The sequence below is a fragment of the Comamonas sp. MYb396 genome (genome assembly GCF_037479555.1).
Lineage (GTDB): Bacteria > Pseudomonadota > Gammaproteobacteria > Burkholderiales > Burkholderiaceae_C > Comamonas.
This window is the reverse complement of record NZ_JBBGYU010000004.1, coordinates 16,537-33,801: the sequence shown is the minus strand read 5'-3', so window position 1 is coordinate 33,801 and position 17,265 is coordinate 16,537. Positions and strand designations below refer to the sequence as shown.

Below are 17,265 nucleotides of genomic sequence, written 5' to 3'. Positions count from 1 at the left end.
TGGAGCACCACCCGATGCCAACCCTCTCCGCCGACGACCAGCGCCTGCTTGCGCGCCGCCAAAGTGCGCTGGGCCCCTCTTACCGCCTGTTCTACGATGAGCCGCTGCACCCGGTGCGCGGCGATGGCGTCTGGCTGTGGGATGCCGATGGCCGCCGCTACCTGGATGCCTACAACAATGTGCCGGTGGTGGGCCATGCCAACGCGGCGGTGAACGCAGCACTCATCGCGCAAAGCCAGTTGCTCAACACCCATACCCGTTACCTGCACGACAACGTGGTGCAGCTGGCCGAGCGGCTGCGCGCGCTTTTTCCCGTAGAGCTGGACACCAGCGTGTTCACCTGCACCGGCAGCGAGGCCAATGACCTGGCCTTGCGCGTGGCGCAAGAATTTACCGGCCGCCGGGGCCTGATCATCACCCGCCATGCCTACCATGGTGTGACCATGGCGCTGGCCCAATGCTCGCCCTCGCTGTGCCCGCCAGCAGACCATGTCGAAGTCATTGATCCGCCCGCGTTCCAGGGCGTGGATGCCCAGGCCGCAGCAGCGGCCTTCGCCCAGCGGGTCGATGAGGCCGCCGCCGCGCTGGAGGCGCGTGGCACGCCGGTCAGCGCCCTGCTGCTCGACACCGTGTTTGCCAGCGATGGCGTGCATATTGATGCCGCGCCTATTTTGCAAGCCGCCGCCCAGGCGGTGCGCAGGCGTGGGGGCCTGTTCATTGCCGACGAGGTACAAGGCGGTTTCTGCCGTACCGGCCGCTGGTGGGCCTTTGGCCGCGAATCCGTGGTGCCCGATATGGTCACCATGGGCAAACCCATGGGCAATGGCCACCCGATTGCGGCGCTGGTGCTCAAGACGCCGCTGATGGAGGTGTTTGGCAAGCGCTGCCGCTACTTCAACACCTTTGGCGGCAACACGGTATCGGCGGCAGTGGCCCTGGCGGTGCTTGATGAGCTGGAGCGCATCGATGCCCCCGCCCATGTGCGCCGCGTGGGCGGCCATCTGCAGCAGGCGCTGCAGTCGCTGGCAGCGCAGCACAGCGCCATCACCCAGATCCGGGGCGAAGGCCTGTACTGGGGCGTGCAGCTCGAGAGCGGCAGCCTGGCCAGCACCGTCGTCAACCACCTGCGCCAGGCCGGCGTGCTGATCAGCACCAGTGGCCCATTGGGCGATACGCTCAAGATCCGCCCGCCCTTGCCCTTTGAGACCGAACACGCCGATCTGCTGGCCGGCGCGCTCGATGAGGCCTTGCGGGCCCGGGTCTGAGGGTGCCGACCATGCCCAGCGCAAGCACACCTGCCTCATCGCAGCCCGTGGCCCTGGTCAGCGGCGCCGGGCGCGGCCTGGGCCTGGCCATTGCGCAAGAGCTGCTGGCCCATGGCTGGCGCGTCAGCATAGGCACACGCCAACCAGTGCCGCAGCTGGCGGACCATGCGCCTGCGCAGCTGCAGCGCAGCCACTTTGATGCGCTCGACGCGGGCAGCGAAACCCGCTGGATCGCCGAGGCCGCCGCGCATTTTGGGCGCATCGATGCCATCGTCCACAACGCTGGGGTGCTCAGCACCGACAGTGTCTTGACCGCCAGCGATGGCGACTTTGACCGGCTGATGGCCATCAATGTGAAGTCACCGATGCGGCTGACGCGCCAAGTCTGGCCCTATTTGCAGCAGTCGCCCAATGGCAAGGTCGTCGTGATGGCCTCGCTTGCTGGCAAGCGGGTGCGGGCGCCCGAGGGCTCGCTCTACGCCATCAGCAAGCATGCGGCCCTGGCCTTGGCCCATGGCATACGCCATTGCGGCGGGGCCGACCGCATCCGCTGCACCGCCATCTGCCCGGGTTTTGTCGACACCGACATGGCCGATAGCGTGCAGCCTGCGCTGCGCGCCCAGATCAGCCAACCGGCCGACATTGCGACCCTGGTGCGCACGGTGCTGGAGCTGCCTGCCAGCGCCAGCGTGGCCGAGATTGCGGTGAGCTGGCAGGTCGAGTCGCAGTACTAGCTTTGCCTCAGCGGGCCGTCCAGCTGCGCTACACTCAGCCGCTGCGGAACTTTCTGCACCCTGCCCAGTCTGAATCCACCATGCGTGCCTGTCTGTCCCTGTTGCTGATGCTGATGCTGGCCCTGCGCGGCCTCATGGGCGACGCCATGGCAATGGGGCTGGTGGCGCCGGTCATTCCGGCGGCCGTGGCCGAACACCACGCCAGCAGCATGGCGGACCATGCCGACATGGACACAGACCATGTGATGGCATCCAGCAGCCACGGCGGCAGCGGCAGCCAAATCAGCGACCACAGCCAGCACGACCCGGCCCAGCATGGCGCCAGCTGCTCGGCCTGCGGCATCTGCCACTCCGCTGTGGATCTGTTCAACGGCGCGGGTTTCGCAGCCCTTGCCGCCCCCTCGCTGGCGCGCGCCAGCGGCAGTGCGCCCTTTGCCAGCGCCCTGCTCGCCCAAGCCTCCAAACCACCCATTTCCTGATCGCTGACACCCGAGGTGCGTCCGCATGGCAGCTGCCGTGCAGGCGTCTTTTGACCAAGCTTTCAGGAGAGTCCTATGCGCCCTGCGCATGTCTTGCGCTGCCTTGCCGGCGCGGGCGGCCTGGCTGTTACCAGCTGGCTATCTGCCCAAACGGCGGCCCCGGCCGCCACCGACCCCAACGCGCCCACATCGGCGCTCCAGCACCGGCCCCTGGCCAAGAGCGGCCACATTGTCGACGAGCCCGGCGATTGGCGCCAGGCCAATGCAGCGGTGGCTGCTTTTGGCCGTGGCCATGCCGACGTCATCGCCTGGGAAAAGGCCCAGGCGGGCCCCCGCAGCACCCAGGCCATGCCGGCCAGCCGGGTGGATGCCCACAGCCATGAAGCGCATGGCGACCACAGCGCGCAGAGCCAGCCCCGCGTGCAGGGAGGCCAGCAATGAAGGGCCTGAGCCTTCGCCTCTCGTCCCTCGCCAGCGCACTGCTGCTCGCTGGCTGCGCCAGCGTCTCGCCCGATGGCCTGCGCAGCGATGTGGCCAAGCAACTGGAGGGCCGCCTGCCCGCCCAGGCCCAGCTGCCCGCAGCCGATGCACCCAGCCAGCAGTCGGCACAGACGAAAATCGATGCCTGGCTGCAGCAGCCGCTGGATGCCGATACCGCCGTGCGCATTGCGCTGTTGAACAACCCGGGCCTGCAGCTCCAGCTGGCGCAGCTGGGCATTGCCGATGCCCAGCGGGTGCAAGCTCTGACCTTGCCCAACCCCAGCCTCAGCCTGGGCTTTTTCCGCAACAGCCAGGAGCGTGAGATTGAGCGCAAGCTGGGCTTTGGCCTGGTAGATCTGCTCACCCTGCCCTGGCGCAGCCGCTGGCAGGGCTGGCAGATGGAGCAGGCCACATTGGAGGCGGCGCAGCAAACCTTGCTGCTGGCCGCAGACACACGCCGCGCCTGGTTGAATGCCGTCGCCGCCGAGCAGGCGCTGGCCGCCCACACCCGCATGCATGATGCTGCTGCGCTGGGCGGCGAGCTGGCCCGGCGCATGGCGGCCGTGGGCAACTTCAGCAAGCTCGACCAGGCGCGTGAGCTGGCCCAGCAGCAGCAAGCGGCCGCGCAGCTGGTGCGGGCCGAGCTGGCAGCGCAACAGGCGCGCGCGCAATTGGCCCAGCGCATGGGCCTGTGGGGCCCGCAGCTCGATTTTGTGCTGCCCCAGGCCCTGCCGCCGCTGCCCAAAACCGCCAGCGATTTGCGCAGCGGTGACGATGCCGAGGCCACCGCGCTGCGCGAACGCCTGGACCTGGGCGCACTGCGCCGCAACCTGGATGTAAGCACCGATCGCCAAGGCTGGGCCGCCTTGGGGGCCGTGTTTGGCGACATCGGCGCCAGCTACAGCCGCGACACCAGCACCGAACGCGACAGCGGCCACCAGGACCGCACGCGGGGCTGGGAGCTGGATGTGCCCTTGCCGCTGTTCGACTGGGGATCTGCCGCCAGCGCCATGGCGCGCCACCAGGTGCAAGCCAATGCGGCGCAGCTGCGCGAGAGCGCCATCCGTGCGCGCAGCGAGGCCCGCAGCAGCTGGCGCAGCTACCGCGCCGCCTGGGACCTGGCCCACCAGCAGCAAAGCGAAGTGCTGCCCTTGGCGCAGCTCGTGCAGCAAGAGACCATCTACCGCTACAACGGCATGTTGCTCAGCATCTGGCAGCTGCTGGCCCAGGCCCGCAGTACCACCCAGGCGGTGCTCACGGCCACCGAGGCGCAGCGCGACTTCTGGCTCGCCGAGACCGATCTGCAACTGGCGCTGAGCGGCACATCGCCGCAACCCGCAGCCGCCAGCGCGCGCGCAGCCAGCAACAGCGCAGCGCCTGCCGCCCCCGCAACCCAACCACAGGGCCACTGATATGCAACGCCGTCAATTCTTCTCCGGCGCCGCCTCGGCCGTGGCCGCTGCCGCCGTCAGCCCGGTGGCCATGGCCGCCCTGCCTGAGCCCGTCATCCAGACCAGCGCCGATACCGCTGCGCCACTGGCGCCACCCAATGGCCGGCCCTACCAGCCGGTGGTCACCCTCAACGGCTGGACCCTGCCCTGGCGCATGAACGCCGGCGTCAAGGAGTTCCACCTGGTGGCCGAGGCCGTGGTGCGCGAGGTGGCACCGGGCTTTTTTGTCAACATGTGGGGCTACAACGGCCAGTCGCCCGGCCCCACCATCGAGGTGGTTGAAGGCGACCGGGTGCGCATCTTTGTCACCAACCGCCTGCCCGAAGCCACCACGGTGCACTGGCATGGCCAGCGCCTGCCCAATGGCATGGATGGCGTGGGCGGCCTCAACCAGCCCCACATCCCGCCGGGCAAGACCTTTGTCTACGAGTTCGAGGCGCGCCGCCCCGGCACTTTCATGTACCACCCGCATTCGGATGAGATGGTGCAGATGGCCATGGGGATGATGGGCCTGTGGATCACCCACCCCAAGGGCCGCCACCCGCAGATTGCCGAGGTGGCGCGCGACTACGCCTTTCTGCTCAGTGCCTATGCGGTGGAGCCCGGCGCGATGACGCCCCGGGTGGCCGAGATGACGGACTTCAACATCTTGACCTTCAACAGCCGGGCCTTCCCCGCGATCACGCCGCTGGTCGCAGGCCTGGGCGAGCGGGTGCGCATCCGCGTGGGCAACCTCACGATGACCAACCACCCCATCCATATCCATGGCCATGAGTTTGAGGTGACCGGCACCGACGGCGGCCCGGTGCCGCGCAGCGCGCGCTGGCCCGAGGTGACCACCGATGTGGCCGTCGGCCAGATGCGCCAGATCGAGCTGATCGCCGACGAACCTGGCGACTGGGCCTTTCACTGCCACAAAAGCCACCACACCATGGGCGCCATGGGCCACGATGTGCCAACGATGATTGGCGTGGACCACAAAGGCCTGGTCGGCCAGATCCAGAAGATCGTGCCCGACTACATGCTGATGGGCGAGCGCGGCATGGGCGACATGGGCGCCATGCAGATGCCGCTGCCCGACAACACCTTCCCGATGATGACCGGCAAGGGCCCCTTCGGCAATATCGAGATGGGCGGCATGTTCACCACCTTCAAGGTGCGCCGGGGCCTGGCTGCGCAGGACTACCGCGACCCCGGCTGGTATGCCCAGCCCCAGGGCACCGTGGCCTACGAGTGGCAGGGCGCGCCGCTGGATGCGCAAGCGCCCCGCCAGAGCCTGCCCGGCACGGCGCCCGGCGCGCCCAGCGTCCACAAGCCTGCCGCTGGCAGCGGCCATGCCAACCATTGAACCCCGGAGTGATCCCATGAACACCATCCCAAAAATACTGGCCTGTGCGCTGCTGGCCAGCGCCAGCAGCGCCTTTGCCCATGGCAGCGAAAGCCATGCAGCCACCCCAGCAACCGCCCATGCCACCCTGGCAGCCACCAAGGAACAAAAGGACTGGGGCATCGGCGGCGATCCCCGGCAGGCCACGCGCATCATCGCGCTGAACATGGGCGATGACATGCGCTTCTCGCCCGCGCACTTCACGGTGAAAAAGGGCGAAACCCTGCGCCTGCGTGTCGTCAACCAGGGCCAGGTCATGCACGAGGTGGTGCTGGGCACCAAGGCCTCGCTTGCGCAACACGCGCAGATGATGCTCAAGTACCCCGGCATGGAGCATGCCGAGCCCTACATGGCCCATGTGGCGCCGCAAAAAAGCGAGGACCTGGTCTGGCACTTCAACCGCGCCGGCAATTTTGACTTTGCCTGCCTGATCCCCGGCCACTACCAGGCCGGGATGACCGGCACCTTCACGGTGACCGAATGATGATGCGCAACAGCCCAGGACCAGCGATGCCCAACCCCCACAGCTATACACGCCGCCAGGCCCTGCAAATGCTGGCCGCCAGCCTGGCGACGGCTATCTCCGCCCAGCCCGCGCTGGCAGCCACACCCACACCCATGGAAGTCTGGAAAGACCCGAACTGCGGCTGCTGCAAGGACTGGATTGCGCGGATGGAACAAGCCGGTTTTAGCGCCACCGTGCACGACAGCGGCAACCAGGCAGTGCGCGCCAGGCTGGGGCTACCCCAGCGACTGGCTTCCTGCCACACCGCCGTGGTGGGCGGCTACCTGGTGGAAGGCCATGTGCCGCCCGCCGATGTGCGCAAGCTGCTGCAGCAAAAGCCCAAGGCCCTGGGCATTGCCGTGGCCGGCATGCCGGTGGGCAGCCCCGGCATGGACGGACCCGCCTACGGCGGCCGCAAGGACCCGTTTGATGTGCTGCTGGTCAGCAAAACCGGAGCGGGCAGCGAGGTGACAACCCGCGTTTTCAGCAGCTACCGCGACTGAGCACACCACCATTTTTTATAGACATTTGGAGCACTGAATGAACACCACCACTTCTACCCTCGCCGCCTTCACGCTGGCTTGCAGCCTGCTGACCCCAGCGCTGGCCCAGAACCATGCCGACCACGCCAGCCATGGCAGCGCAGCACCTGCACCAGCCTCCGCGCCAGCAGCGGCCGCCACGGCCGAGGCGGTGATGACTGCTGGCGAGATCACCCGCGTGGACAAGCGCGCGAGCAAGCTGACCATTCGCCATGAGGACATCAAGAACCTGGACATGCCGGCCATGACCATGGTGTTTGGCCTCAAGGACAGCACGCAGGTGGCGCAGTTCAACCCGGGCGACAAGGTACGCTTTCATGTGCAAGACGAAGGCGGCAGCCTGACGATCACCCGCATTGAGCGGGCCGAATGATCGCTGCTGGCACTATCCGGCCCCGTCTGGCCCTATCTGACCCTATGGCACCCCAGATCCAGCCAGATCTGGGGCTGGCCTGCGCTGCCAGCACCTACACTGTGCAGCCATGCAAAGCCTCCAAGCCTTCCAAGCGCAGCTGCACAGCGGCGCGCTGCGCGGCGCCCGCCAGATCAAGCTGTCGGCGGGTCTGCCCGAGTTTCCACGCGAACTTTTTGCGCTCGCAGACACCCTCGAAGTGCTCGACCTCAGCGGCAACCAGCTCGCCAGCCTGCCCGATGACCTGAGCCGCTTTGGCCAGTTGCGGGTGCTGTTCGCATCGAACAACCCGTTCACCGAGCTGCCACGCGTGCTAGGCCGCATGCCCCGGCTGGAGATGGTGGGCTTCAAGGCCTGCCAGATCCGCGCCGTGGCGGCCGATAGCCTGCCCGCGCAGCTGCGCTGGCTGATCCTGACCGACAACCAGATCACCGAGTTGCCCGATACCCTGGGCGAGCGCCCGCGCCTGCAAAAGCTGATGCTGGCCTGCAACCAGTTGCAGGCTTTGCCGCGCGGCCTCGCCCGCAGCCCCCGGCTGGAGCTGTTGCGCCTGGCCGGCAACCGCTTTACCGCGCTGCCGCCCGAGGTGCTGGCCATGCCGGCGCTGGCCTGGCTGGCGATGGCCGGCAACCCGATGACCCAGCACAGCGAGCAGCAGGTGCTGCAGGCCCAGGCCCCACGCGCCTGGCGCAGCCAGGATCTGCAGCGGCATGAACTGCTGGGGCAAGGCGCCAGCGGCCATATCTACCGCGCAAGCCCTGTGGATGGTGCGGCCGATGTGGCGCTGAAAGTGTTCAAGGCGGGGCAGACGAGCGATGGCACGCCCCAGTCAGAAATGGCCGCAGGCCTGGCAGCTGGCGAGCACCCGCATTTGCTGACACCGCTGGCGGTGCTGCGGCCGGATGCGGAGGCTGGGATGGACACCTCCACGTTGGCAATGGTCCTGCCACTGCTGCCCGCCGGCCTGCAGCCCTTGGCCGGCCCGCCCAGCCTGGCGAGCTGCACGCGCGATGTCTATGCCGACGGCGCCCGCTTCTCTCTTGCTGCCGCGCAACGCCTGCTCGCGCAGGTGCGCAGCGCCGTCGCGCATCTGCATGGCCGGGGCATGCTGCATGGGGATTTGTATGCCCACAATATTTTGTGGAACCCGGACACCGGCGACGCGGTGTTGAGCGATTTGGGCGCAGCATCGATGCTGGGCGAATTGCCAGCGGCGCAGCGCCTGCAGCTGCAGCAGATGGAGCTGCGCGCGCTGCAGCACCTGCAAGCCGAGGTGCTGGCGCGCACGCGGTAAATACGCCGGGCCTGCCCGGCGCAACGCCTTACTTCAGGAAAGCAGGCTTGGCGTAGCCGGGGAACTGGCTGTCCACCACGGCCTTGAACTCGGGCGAGCGGTAGGCGGCAGCCAGGTCCTGGGCCCAAGCGCTTTTCTCATTGCCGGTCTTGACGGCGACCACGTTCAGGTACTGGTCGGGCGTGTTCTCCAGCACCACGGCTTCGCTCAACTTCAGGCCCGAGGAGACGGCAAAGTTGCCATTGACGACCACGTAATCGGCGTCTTCGAGCACGCGTGGCAGCTGGGCGGCTTCGAGCGCCACAAACTTGAGCTTGTGCGGGTTGGCCGCCAGGTCCAGCTCGGAGATACGGGCCGGATTCACACCCTCCTTCACCTTGAGGAGACCTGCTTGTTGCAGCACCAGCAGGGCGCGTGCCAGGTTGCTCGGGTCGTTGGGCAAGGCCACCTTGGCGCCGCTTTGGATATCGGCCAGGGTCTTGTGCTTCTTACTGTAGACGCCCATCGGTGCCACCGGGCCTTGCACGATGGCTGTCAACGCCAGCTTGCGGTCGGTGGTGAACTGGTCAAAGTAGGCGCGGTGCTGGAAGAAGTTCGCGTCCAGCGAGCCATCGGACAGCGCCAGGTTGGGCTGCACATAGTCGTTGAACTCGATCAGCTTGATCTGGTAGCCCTTTTTCTCCAGCTGCGGCAGGATGCCCTTTTGCAGCAGGTCGTAGTTGGAGCCGGCAGTGGCGCCAATCTTGAGGCTCTTCTTGGCCACATCCTGGGCCATGGCAGGCAGGGACACAGCGGCAATCAAAGCCAGGGCAGCGCCAGCCACCACGGCACGGCGCCCAGCGGCGAAGGAAAAACGAGCGGACATCAAAAACTCTCCAGGCAATCCGAAAACGCAGCAACCAGATCCGAGCCTTTCCAAGCCCTGTGTGGACGGCGCCGCAGCAAACCCGCAAGTATGAACCTGCCAGCGGCCCTTCGCTCAGAAATTATCGATATCAGCTCATGCCATTGGGATCTATAAGCGCACAGCAAAAAGCCGCCCTATGGCCCACAGGACGGCTTGTGGTGTGTGTAGCGGCTTGGCTTGCACGAGCCGCAGCTCGGAACGGTCAAGCTCAGGGGCGGCACCAGACCTGGATCACGCCCTGCATCATGTGCGCCAGCGAGTCGGCTGCGGCTGCGCTGGAGACCGGCCAGATGGTGAGGATAAAGGCCACCAGGACGGCGAGGACCAGGGCGATAAAAGAGGCTGCGTCAAACCAATGGCTGTGGTGGTGCTGAAACATGGTGAACCTCCTTTCCACGGAGACTGGTGTTACTTGAACCTGTGCCTCTGCCACCCCAACGCGGGATGGGAACTGTGGAATGTCTCTATTGCACCATGGAGCGTGTTTGCTGTCTGTCAGAAAACGTCTGTGCTTATACCGTTGTTTGTTGAACAAACTGCCCCGGAATCCGCCGGATAACCCCACAGCCAGCTTGGCACTTTTTGGGAATCGATCTGCGCACCTGAAGGCGATCATCCACAAGCCCTTTATTCATCGCATTTATTGCTATCCTTTTTTGATAGCAGCTTGGGGCGTATCGGCAGGCCGGGTGGCCGCGAGAGCCTGCATGTTGCCGCAGTGTTAAGCGAACTTGCACACATCTTTACGTCAACGTCTGGCAACTACCCGCAAAGCAGTGGCCAAAAACAAGGTGCCCATCGCTGGCTTGAGCCTTGGCCCAGCCCTGCCCCTGGCCGGCGCTTGGTGCGACAATACGGCCCAGCCCTGCAAGCTGGCCGCAAGCCGCGTCTGTATGGGCTTTGCCAGCCATGAGCGGTTGGCTCGCCCGCTTGTCGCCCAGCCATCAACGCCACCGGATATGGGGTACCAAACCTGCCACTCCGCTGGAGTCATGGTCGCGACATGCAACTTGTATTTTTTGAAACCAGGCGGCAGCGCATGCGTCGTTGCCTTTAGCAGCTGACATGACCCTCCCTTCGGCCCAGCCCCTATCCACTGCAGACATCCGCCTGAGCGATGTGCACCTTAACCGAGGTGCGCATACGGTGTTTCAGGGTCTGAGCCTGCACTTGACGCAGCAGCGCATCGGCTTGATTGGCGACAACGGGGCAGGCAAGACGAGCCTGTTCAGGCTGCTCTGCGGGCTCGAGCATGCCCACCAGGGCAGCGTGCAGGTGGCAGGCTGCGATGTGCAGCGCCAGCGCGAGCAATTGCCGGGCGTGGTGGGCCTGATGTTCCAGAACCCCGATGACCAGATCATCTTCCCCACCGTGGAGGAAGAGCTGGGCCTGAGCCTGCAATACCGTGGCGTGACCCGCAAGGCCGCCATCGTGCAGGCGCGGGAGTTTTTGGCGGCGCGGGGCCTGGCCGACTGGGCGCCGCGCGCCGTCAGTGGCCTGAGCCAAGGCCAGCGCCAGCAGGTCTGCTTTTTGGCGATGCTGATGGCGGCGCCGCAGGTGATGCTGCTCGACGAGCCTTTTGCCAGCCTGGATCTGCCTGGCCAGGCACGTCTGGCGCGTGAGCTCGATGCCGCTCCCGCCCAGGTCATCATCTCCACCCATGTGCTGGACCATGTGCGCCAGTTTGAGCGCGTGCTGTGGCTGGACCAGGGCCAGCTGCGCGGCGACGGCCCGGGCGCTGCCGTCTGCGCGGCCTATGAGGCCGATGTGCAGGCGCGCATTGCCCAGCCAATGGATACGGCAGCAGCCGCCACCACCACACCAGGGGCGCCGTGATGGGCACGCTCTACAGCGAAATCCCCAGCTGGATGCACCGGCTGCCTGCCGGGCTCAAGCTCTTGCTGCTGGCCCTGAGCAGCATGGCCTTGCTGGCGCTCAGCGATCTGCGTATACAGGCGCTGGCCTTTGCTGCGATTGCCTTGCTTTACGCGAGCCTCGGCGCGGCCTCGCGCCCCACGCGCCGGCTGGTGGTGGTGGCCCTGATTGCGTCGGCGCTGGTGGGTGGCCTGCATGCAGCCACCGGCCAGCCCTGGCTGGGCCTGGCCAGCGGCCTGCGCCTGGTCAGCACGACGATGCTGGGCGCGATGCTGACGGCGACCACCCGGTTTGGCGATCTGCTGGGCGTGGCCGAATGGCTGCTGTCGCCGCTCGCGCGCCTGGGTCTGCCAGTCGAGCGCCTGGCTTTGCAGCTGGGCCTGATGCTGCGCTTTGCCGAGCAGTTTTTTGTGCAATGGCAGCGCCTGGCCGATGCCTACCGGGTGCGCACCGGCCGCCCGGGCGGCTGGCGCTTGCTGGCACCGCTCACCATCCATATGCTCATCACCGCCCGCAAGGTGGCCGATGCGCTGGCCATTCGCCTCAAGCTCTAAGCCGCCAGGCGCCCCTCACCACCACCCGACACCACTGGAAACCACGCACATGCACATGACCACCGATCACCGCACCGAAACCCGCGCCCAGCGCATTGCCATGGTGGCGCTGTTTGCCGCGCTGCTGGCCGCCTTTGGCCTGATTCCCAAGATTGACCTGCCACTGGGCGTGCCCATTACCGCGCAGACCACCGGCGTGATGCTGGCCGGCTGCATGCTGGGCGCGCGCATGGGCTTTCAGGCCATGGTGCTGTTCCTGGCCGCGGTGGCGCTGGGCCTGCCGCTGCTGTCGGGCGGCCGGGGCGGCATGGGTGTGTTCTTTTTGCCGTCCGCAGGCTACCTTGTCTCGTACCCCGTCGCCGCTGCGGTCGCGGGCCTGGTGATGCGCGCCTTGGCGGGCAAGGGCCCCTCGTCGCCCGCGCGGCTGGCGGGTTGCGCCTTTGTGGCCTCGGTGGTGGGCGGCATTGTCGTGGTCCACGCCTTTGGGGTGGTCGGTCTGATGCTGCTGGCCAAGCTGAGCTTGGTGCAGGCCGCCGTCGGCACGCTGGTGTTTGTGCCCGGTGACCTGGTCAAGTGTGTGCTGGTGGCGCTGATTGTGCACACGGTGGCACGCGGCCTGCCCGACTGGCGCTTTGGCGGGCGCCGCCTGTGAGCGGCTTGCAAGCGCCACTACCGCAGTTGGCCCCCTGGCAGCGCCTGGTGCATGGCCCGCTGGCCCATTGGGCGCAGCAGCGGCCCGATGCCATTGCCATTGATGATGGCGTGCAACGCATTGGCTTTGCCGATCTGCATGCCGCCGTAGCGCAGCAAGCCCAGGCCCTGGAGGCCCGGAATGCGCCCCACACGCGCCTGCTGGATGCCAGCCAGTCGCCAGCAGCGCTGATCGCCGATTTTTTGGCCACCAATGCCAGCGGCCGCTGCGCCGCGCTGGGCGACAGGGCCTGGTCGCCCGCCCAGCAAGCGCAGGCGCAGCAATGGATAGACGCGCTGGCCGCCACGCCCCGCAGCGATGAGCATGGCAATGCCGCGCTGCAGCCCTTCTACATTGGCTTTACCTCGGGCAGCACGGGCCTGCCCAAGGGCTTCAGGCGCCACCACCAGTCCTGGAGCGAGAGCTTTCGCGTGTGCGTCGATAGCTTTGGCGAGGCCGCCAACGGCTGTGTGATGGCGCCAGGCAGCCTGTCGCATTCGCTGTTTTTGTTTGGCGCGCTGCAAGGCATCTGGACGGGCGGCGGTATGCAGCTGCAGCCACGTTTTTCTGCGAGTCAGTGTCTGGCGACCTTGCGCGAGCAGGCCACGCCTTGCCTCGTGGCCGTGCCCAGCCAGCTGCTTGTGATGCTGCAGCTGGCCGAGCGCCGTGCGATCGCGCCGGTAGAGTCGCTCCAGCTGCTGATGATCAGCGGCGCGCGCTGGATGCGCCAGCACACACCGGCGCTGCAGGCGCTGTTCCCCCATGCGCGGATTGTCGAGTTCTATGGCGCTTCGGAATCGAGCTTTATCGCCTGGATGGATGCCGATGCCGAGGCCTCGCCGCAGGTGGTGGGCCGGGCCTTCAGCAATGTGCAGCTGCAGATCCGCGATGCAGAGATGCAGCCACTGCCCAGCGGCAACGTGGGCACCATCTGGCTCAAGAGCCCCATGCTGTTTATCGACTATGTGGGTGCGCAGGCCGATGCGACGGCTGCCCTGCGCGATGGCGACTGGCTCAGCGTGCGCGACATGGGCAGCCTGGATGCGCAAGGCATGCTGACCCTGGTGGGACGCGAGAAGCGCATGATCGTCACCCAGGGCAAAAACCTGTTCCCCGAAGAGGTGGAAGCGGTGCTCTGCGAGCACCCGCGCGTGGCCGCTGCATCGGTGCATGGCGTCGACGATGCGCTGCGCGGCAAGCAGGTCTGGGTGGCGCTGCAATTGCATGACGATGCTCCCACATCGCCTGCGCAGCCGCCATTGCAACCGCTGGCCGATGCCGCGCTGGCCCGCGAGCTGGCCGCCTGGTGCCGCAGCCAGCTCGAAGCCCACAAATGCCCACGCCGCTGGTTCAGCGCCACGCCCTGGCCGCAGACGGCCAGTGGCAAGACGGACCACCCCAAGCTTGCACAATGGCTGGCAGCTGCACTGCCCAGCGCCGACAAAACAGCTTGATCGCGCAACGCCACCATGCCCACTCCACCCGTCTTTATCGCCAGCCATGCCCGCAGTGCTGTGGTGCCGGTGGGCGGCGCCTTCAAGCATCTGCACACGCATGAGATGGCCGCACCCGTGCTGCAGGCCTTGCTGCAACGCGCGGGGCTGCCCATCGATGCCGTCGATGCCGTGGTGCTGGGCAATGCCCTGGGCGCTGGCGGCAACCCCGCCCGCATGCTGGCGCTGGCGGGCCAGCTGCCGCTGCACTGCGCCGCCTACACGGTAGACACGCAGTGCTGCGCCGGCCTCAACGCCATCGCGCTGGGCGCCAGCCTGGTGGCCAGCGGCCAGGCCGAGGTGGTGGTGGCCGGCGGCGCTGAGGCCTGGAGCCGCGCCCCCATCCGCGCGACCCGCCCTCTGCATGCAGGTGACAGTGCCCAGCCCTATGAGCGCCCGCCCTTTGCACCACCGCCGCATGAGGACCCCGACTTGCTGCTGGCCGCCGCCCGCTATGCCGCCAGCGCCGGCCACAGCCGCGCCGCGCAAGACAGCTATGCGGCCGCCAGCCATGCACGCGCGCTGGCAAGCGCAGCAGTCGTGGCCCGCGAAATCATCCCTGTGGCAGGCGTCGTGCAAGATGCCTTTCCGCGCGCCTTGCGCCAGCGCCAACTGGACCGCATGCCCGTGGTCGCGCAGACCGATGCCGACCTGGCCGATGAGGCGCGCCGCGACCATGCCGTCAGCACCGTCGCCATCTCGCCCAAGGCTGATGCAGCGGCACTGGTGCTGTTGGTCAGCAAAGCCGCCTGCCGGCGCTGGGGCCTGTACCCTGCCGCGCAATGGCTTGGCCACCAGTCGCTGGGCGGCTCGCCTGCGATGCCGCTGGTGCTGGCCTTTGAGGCTGCCCAGGCCTTGCTGCAGCGAGAGGAACTGGGCTGGTCCCAGCTGGCCGCCATCGAGCTGCACGATGCCTTTGCGGTGCAGGGCCTGCAATGGCAGGCGCTGCTGCAAGACCAGGCTGCGGATGCCAGCCTGCTCAACCGCCATGGCGGCGGCATCGCACGCGGCCACCCGATTGGGGCATCGGCTGCGGTGGCCTTGGTCCGCGTGCTGGCGGATCTGCAGCAGGCATCGCCTGCAACGCCCGGCGCACTGGGCCTGGCGGCCGTGGCCGGTGCCGGCGGCCTGGGCAGCGCGGCGCTGGTGCGTCAGACTGCGCTGCTATATTGACGGGATGCTCAGCACCCTAGCCATTGCCAACTACCGCTCCTTGCGCCAGCTGCTGGTCCCGCTGGGGCAGCTCACCGTCATCACGGGGTCCAATGGCAGCGGCAAAAGCAGCGTCTACAAGGCCCTGCGCCTGCTGGCCGATATCGCCCATGGCGGCGTGGTGCGCTCCTTGGTGCGTGAAGGCGGCCTGGCATCCACCCTCTGGGCAGGGCCCGAAGAAATCACGGCGCGCATGCGCCGTGGCGAAGTGCCGGTGCAAGGGACGGTGCGGCGCAAACCGCTGCAGCTGCAACTGGGCTTTGCGTCAGATGATGACGGCTTTGGCTATGCCATTGACATTGGCATGCCGGTCCCCAACCAGGCTCTGCAGGCCTTTGCACACGACCCCGAAATCAAGCACGAGGCGCTTTGGGCCGGCCCAACCTGGCGCCCCAGCGCCACGTTGGTGGAGCGCCAGGCTGCCCAGCTGCGCCTGCGCGGTGATGGCCGTGGCGCGGACTGGCAGCCGGTCGAGCGCCCTATCCCGCGCTGGGCCAGCATGCTGACCGAGTTTGTTGACCCCGTTGCCGCGCCCGAGATGCTGACCGTGCGCGAGCAGCTGCGCTCCTGGCGCTTTTACGACCATTTCCGCAGCGATGTGGATGCCCCTGCGCGCCAGCCGCAGCTGGGCACCTACACGCCGGTACTCAGCAACGATGGCGCCGATCTGGCAGCGGCCTGGGAAACCATCCATGCCATTGGCGACCACGAGGCGCTGATGGCAGCGGTGGACGATGCCTTTGCCGGCGCCACCATTTCGGTACACCAGGATGGCAGCCGCCTCGCGCTGCTGATGCACCAGCCCGGCCTGCTGCGCCCGCTGCATACCAATGAGCTGTCTGACGGCACCCTGCGTTACTTGCTGTGGATTGCTGCGCTGCTGACACCGCGCCCGCCGCAGATGCTGGTGCTCAACGAGCCCGAAACCAGCCTGCACCCCGACCTGCTGCCTGCCTTGGGCCGCCTGGTGGCTGTGGCGGCGCGCCAGACCCAGGTGATCGTCGTCACCCACGCCAACCGCCTGCTGGCTGCGTTGGAAGACGCCGCGGCCGAGCTGGACTACCAGGCCATCCATTTGGAAAAGAATCTGGGCGAGACCCATATCGCCAATATCCCAGCGAGCGAGCTGCCGCGCTGGCAATGGCATGAGCGCTAGACCCAGGTGCCTGCCTCAATCGAGGCGTTTGAAGTAGGCGTCCAGTTCCGCGCGCGCGGTCAAGGTCTGGTTCACCGGCGCTGCCATATCCTCATAGCCAAGCGCCATGCCGCAGACTACCGTTTGCGTGGCCGGCAGCGCCAGCGCATCGCGGATCAGACCCGGGTACGAGGCCATGGCGCCAATGGCACAGGTCGCCAAACCGCGTGACTGCGCCGCCAGCATCAGTCCGTAGATGGCCATGCCCAGGTCCATATAGCCGCCCGGCCCAAAGCCACTGTCGATGGTGATGATGAGGGCCACGGGGGCATCAAAAAAGCGAAAGTTGCGCCCAAACTGCGCACCCCGCCCGGCTGCATCGCCCCGCTCCACACCCAAGGCGCCGTACAAGGCCTGGGCTGCGGCCACCTGGCGCTTGCGCAGCGACAGCGGCAGAGGGTTGGGGAAATAGCCATAGTCCTCGGCCTCTTGCTCGCCCGCCGCATAGGCCTGCTGCAGGCGGCTAGAGAGCTGGTCGCGCCGCGCGCCGCACACCTGCCAGAAGTAGCCGGGTTGCAAATTGGCGCCACTGGGCGCACGCCGTGCCTCCTGCAGGCAATCGTGCAGCAGTGCATCGGCGACAGGCTGCGAGCTAAAACCACGCACCGAGCGGCGCAGCTGCGCGCTGTTGGCTGCTGGGGCGGCGGTGCTGATCAAAGAGGGAGACAGAGGCTTGTTCATGGCAGTGGCCGCCATTGTAGTGAATGGGCGTTTGTATTTGCCATCCAGCCGCCTCGGGCCGCGCGGGCAGCGCCATGCGGGCAGCGCCGCGCAGGCAGCGCCGACTTG

At 67.1% G+C, this 17,265-nt stretch carries 19 protein-coding genes; 16 read left to right on the top strand and 3 right to left on the bottom strand.

The features are described from left to right. The first annotated feature begins 14 nt into the window (after window positions 1-14). The 10 genes from WH265_RS10430 to WH265_RS10385 all read left to right on the top strand — a co-directional run bounded on the left by WH265_RS10430 (window position 15) and on the right by WH265_RS10385 (window position 8,549). Complete coding sequence (locus WH265_RS10430; RefSeq protein ID WP_339558231.1) at window positions 15-1,265, top strand: aspartate aminotransferase family protein; 1,251 nt, start codon at window positions 15-17, stop codon at window positions 1,263-1,265. Between the two features lie 11 nt (window positions 1,266-1,276). Continuing rightward, window positions 1,277-1,999: an SDR family NAD(P)-dependent oxidoreductase gene (locus WH265_RS10425; RefSeq protein ID WP_339558230.1), complete on the top strand. Its 723-nt coding sequence runs from the start codon at window positions 1,277-1,279 to the stop codon at window positions 1,997-1,999. Window positions 2,000-2,079: 80 nt separating this feature from the next. Continuing rightward, a complete protein-coding gene (locus tag WH265_RS10420) occupies window positions 2,080-2,478 on the top strand; it encodes a hypothetical protein (RefSeq protein ID WP_339558229.1) in 399 nt (132 codons plus the stop codon). Window positions 2,479-2,553: 75 nt separating this feature from the next. Next, the gene (locus WH265_RS10415) at window positions 2,554-2,919 is read left to right on the top strand and encodes a hypothetical protein (RefSeq protein WP_339558228.1); all 366 of its coding nucleotides are present in this window, start codon (window positions 2,554-2,556) and stop codon (window positions 2,917-2,919) included. Next, window positions 2,916-4,370, top strand: a complete 1,455-nt coding sequence (locus WH265_RS10410) for a TolC family protein (protein ID WP_339558227.1) — start codon at window positions 2,916-2,918, stop codon at window positions 4,368-4,370. Before WH265_RS10415 ends, WH265_RS10410 begins: the two co-directional genes overlap by 4 nt. A gap of 1 nt (window position 4,371) precedes the next feature. Then, window positions 4,372-5,757 (top strand): multicopper oxidase family protein, encoded by a 1,386-nt coding sequence (locus WH265_RS10405; protein WP_339558226.1) that lies wholly within the window; start codon window positions 4,372-4,374, stop codon window positions 5,755-5,757. Window positions 5,758-5,773: 16 nt separating this feature from the next. Continuing rightward, entirely contained in the window at window positions 5,774-6,280 is a 507-nt protein-coding gene (locus tag WH265_RS10400; protein ID WP_021026543.1) for a cupredoxin domain-containing protein, read from the top strand. Window positions 6,281-6,306: 26 nt separating this feature from the next. After that, window positions 6,307-6,804: a DUF411 domain-containing protein gene (locus WH265_RS10395; protein ID WP_339558225.1), complete on the top strand. Its 498-nt coding sequence runs from the start codon at window positions 6,307-6,309 to the stop codon at window positions 6,802-6,804. A gap of 37 nt (window positions 6,805-6,841) precedes the next feature. Beyond that, complete coding sequence (locus WH265_RS10390) at window positions 6,842-7,216, top strand: copper-binding protein (RefSeq protein WP_339558224.1); 375 nt, start codon at window positions 6,842-6,844, stop codon at window positions 7,214-7,216. 109 nt (window positions 7,217-7,325) lie between these two features. Continuing rightward, window positions 7,326-8,549: a leucine-rich repeat-containing protein kinase family protein gene (locus WH265_RS10385; RefSeq protein ID WP_339558223.1), complete on the top strand. Its 1,224-nt coding sequence runs from the start codon at window positions 7,326-7,328 to the stop codon at window positions 8,547-8,549. 28 nt (window positions 8,550-8,577) lie between these two features. On the opposite strand, the gene WH265_RS10380 is transcribed toward WH265_RS10385, so the two are convergent. Continuing rightward, complete coding sequence (locus WH265_RS10380) at window positions 8,578-9,414, bottom strand: MetQ/NlpA family ABC transporter substrate-binding protein (protein ID WP_339558222.1); 837 nt, start codon at window positions 9,412-9,414, stop codon at window positions 8,578-8,580. Window positions 9,415-9,664: 250 nt separating this feature from the next. Next, the gene (locus WH265_RS10375) at window positions 9,665-9,835 is read right to left on the bottom strand and encodes a hypothetical protein (protein WP_021026548.1); all 171 of its coding nucleotides are present in this window, start codon (window positions 9,833-9,835) and stop codon (window positions 9,665-9,667) included. Window positions 9,836-10,521: 686 nt separating this feature from the next. Here WH265_RS10375 and WH265_RS10370 point away from each other — a divergent pair. Genes WH265_RS10370 through WH265_RS10345 form a run of 6 tightly spaced genes read left to right on the top strand, consistent with a single transcriptional unit; the run spans window position 10,522 to window position 16,437 of the window. Next, window positions 10,522-11,292: an energy-coupling factor ABC transporter ATP-binding protein gene (locus WH265_RS10370; RefSeq protein WP_339558221.1), complete on the top strand. Its 771-nt coding sequence runs from the start codon at window positions 10,522-10,524 to the stop codon at window positions 11,290-11,292. Next, the gene (locus tag WH265_RS10365) at window positions 11,292-11,885 is read left to right on the top strand and encodes an energy-coupling factor transporter transmembrane component T (RefSeq protein WP_339558220.1); all 594 of its coding nucleotides are present in this window, start codon (window positions 11,292-11,294) and stop codon (window positions 11,883-11,885) included. Before WH265_RS10370 ends, WH265_RS10365 begins: the two co-directional genes overlap by 1 nt. A 55-nt stretch (window positions 11,886-11,940) precedes the next feature. Then, complete coding sequence (locus WH265_RS10360; RefSeq protein ID WP_339558219.1) at window positions 11,941-12,537, top strand: biotin transporter BioY; 597 nt, start codon at window positions 11,941-11,943, stop codon at window positions 12,535-12,537. After that, window positions 12,534-14,030, top strand: coding sequence for an AMP-binding protein (locus WH265_RS10355; protein ID WP_339558218.1), 1,497 nt, complete (start codon window positions 12,534-12,536; stop codon window positions 14,028-14,030). The genes WH265_RS10360 and WH265_RS10355 overlap by 4 nt, the downstream gene beginning before the upstream one ends. 15 nt (window positions 14,031-14,045) lie before the next feature. Beyond that, on the top strand, window positions 14,046-15,242 hold the full coding sequence (locus tag WH265_RS10350) for a thiolase family protein (RefSeq protein WP_339558217.1): 1,197 nt from the start codon (window positions 14,046-14,048) through the stop codon (window positions 15,240-15,242). Window positions 15,243-15,246: 4 nt separating this feature from the next. Then, the gene (locus WH265_RS10345; RefSeq protein WP_339558216.1) at window positions 15,247-16,437 is read left to right on the top strand and encodes an AAA family ATPase; all 1,191 of its coding nucleotides are present in this window, start codon (window positions 15,247-15,249) and stop codon (window positions 16,435-16,437) included. A gap of 15 nt (window positions 16,438-16,452) precedes the next feature. Here WH265_RS10345 and WH265_RS10340 read toward each other — a convergent pair whose 3' ends face one another. Further along, window positions 16,453-17,157, bottom strand: a complete 705-nt coding sequence (locus tag WH265_RS10340; RefSeq protein WP_339558215.1) for a nitroreductase — start codon at window positions 17,155-17,157, stop codon at window positions 16,453-16,455. Between the last annotated feature and the right edge of the window lie 108 nt (window positions 17,158-17,265).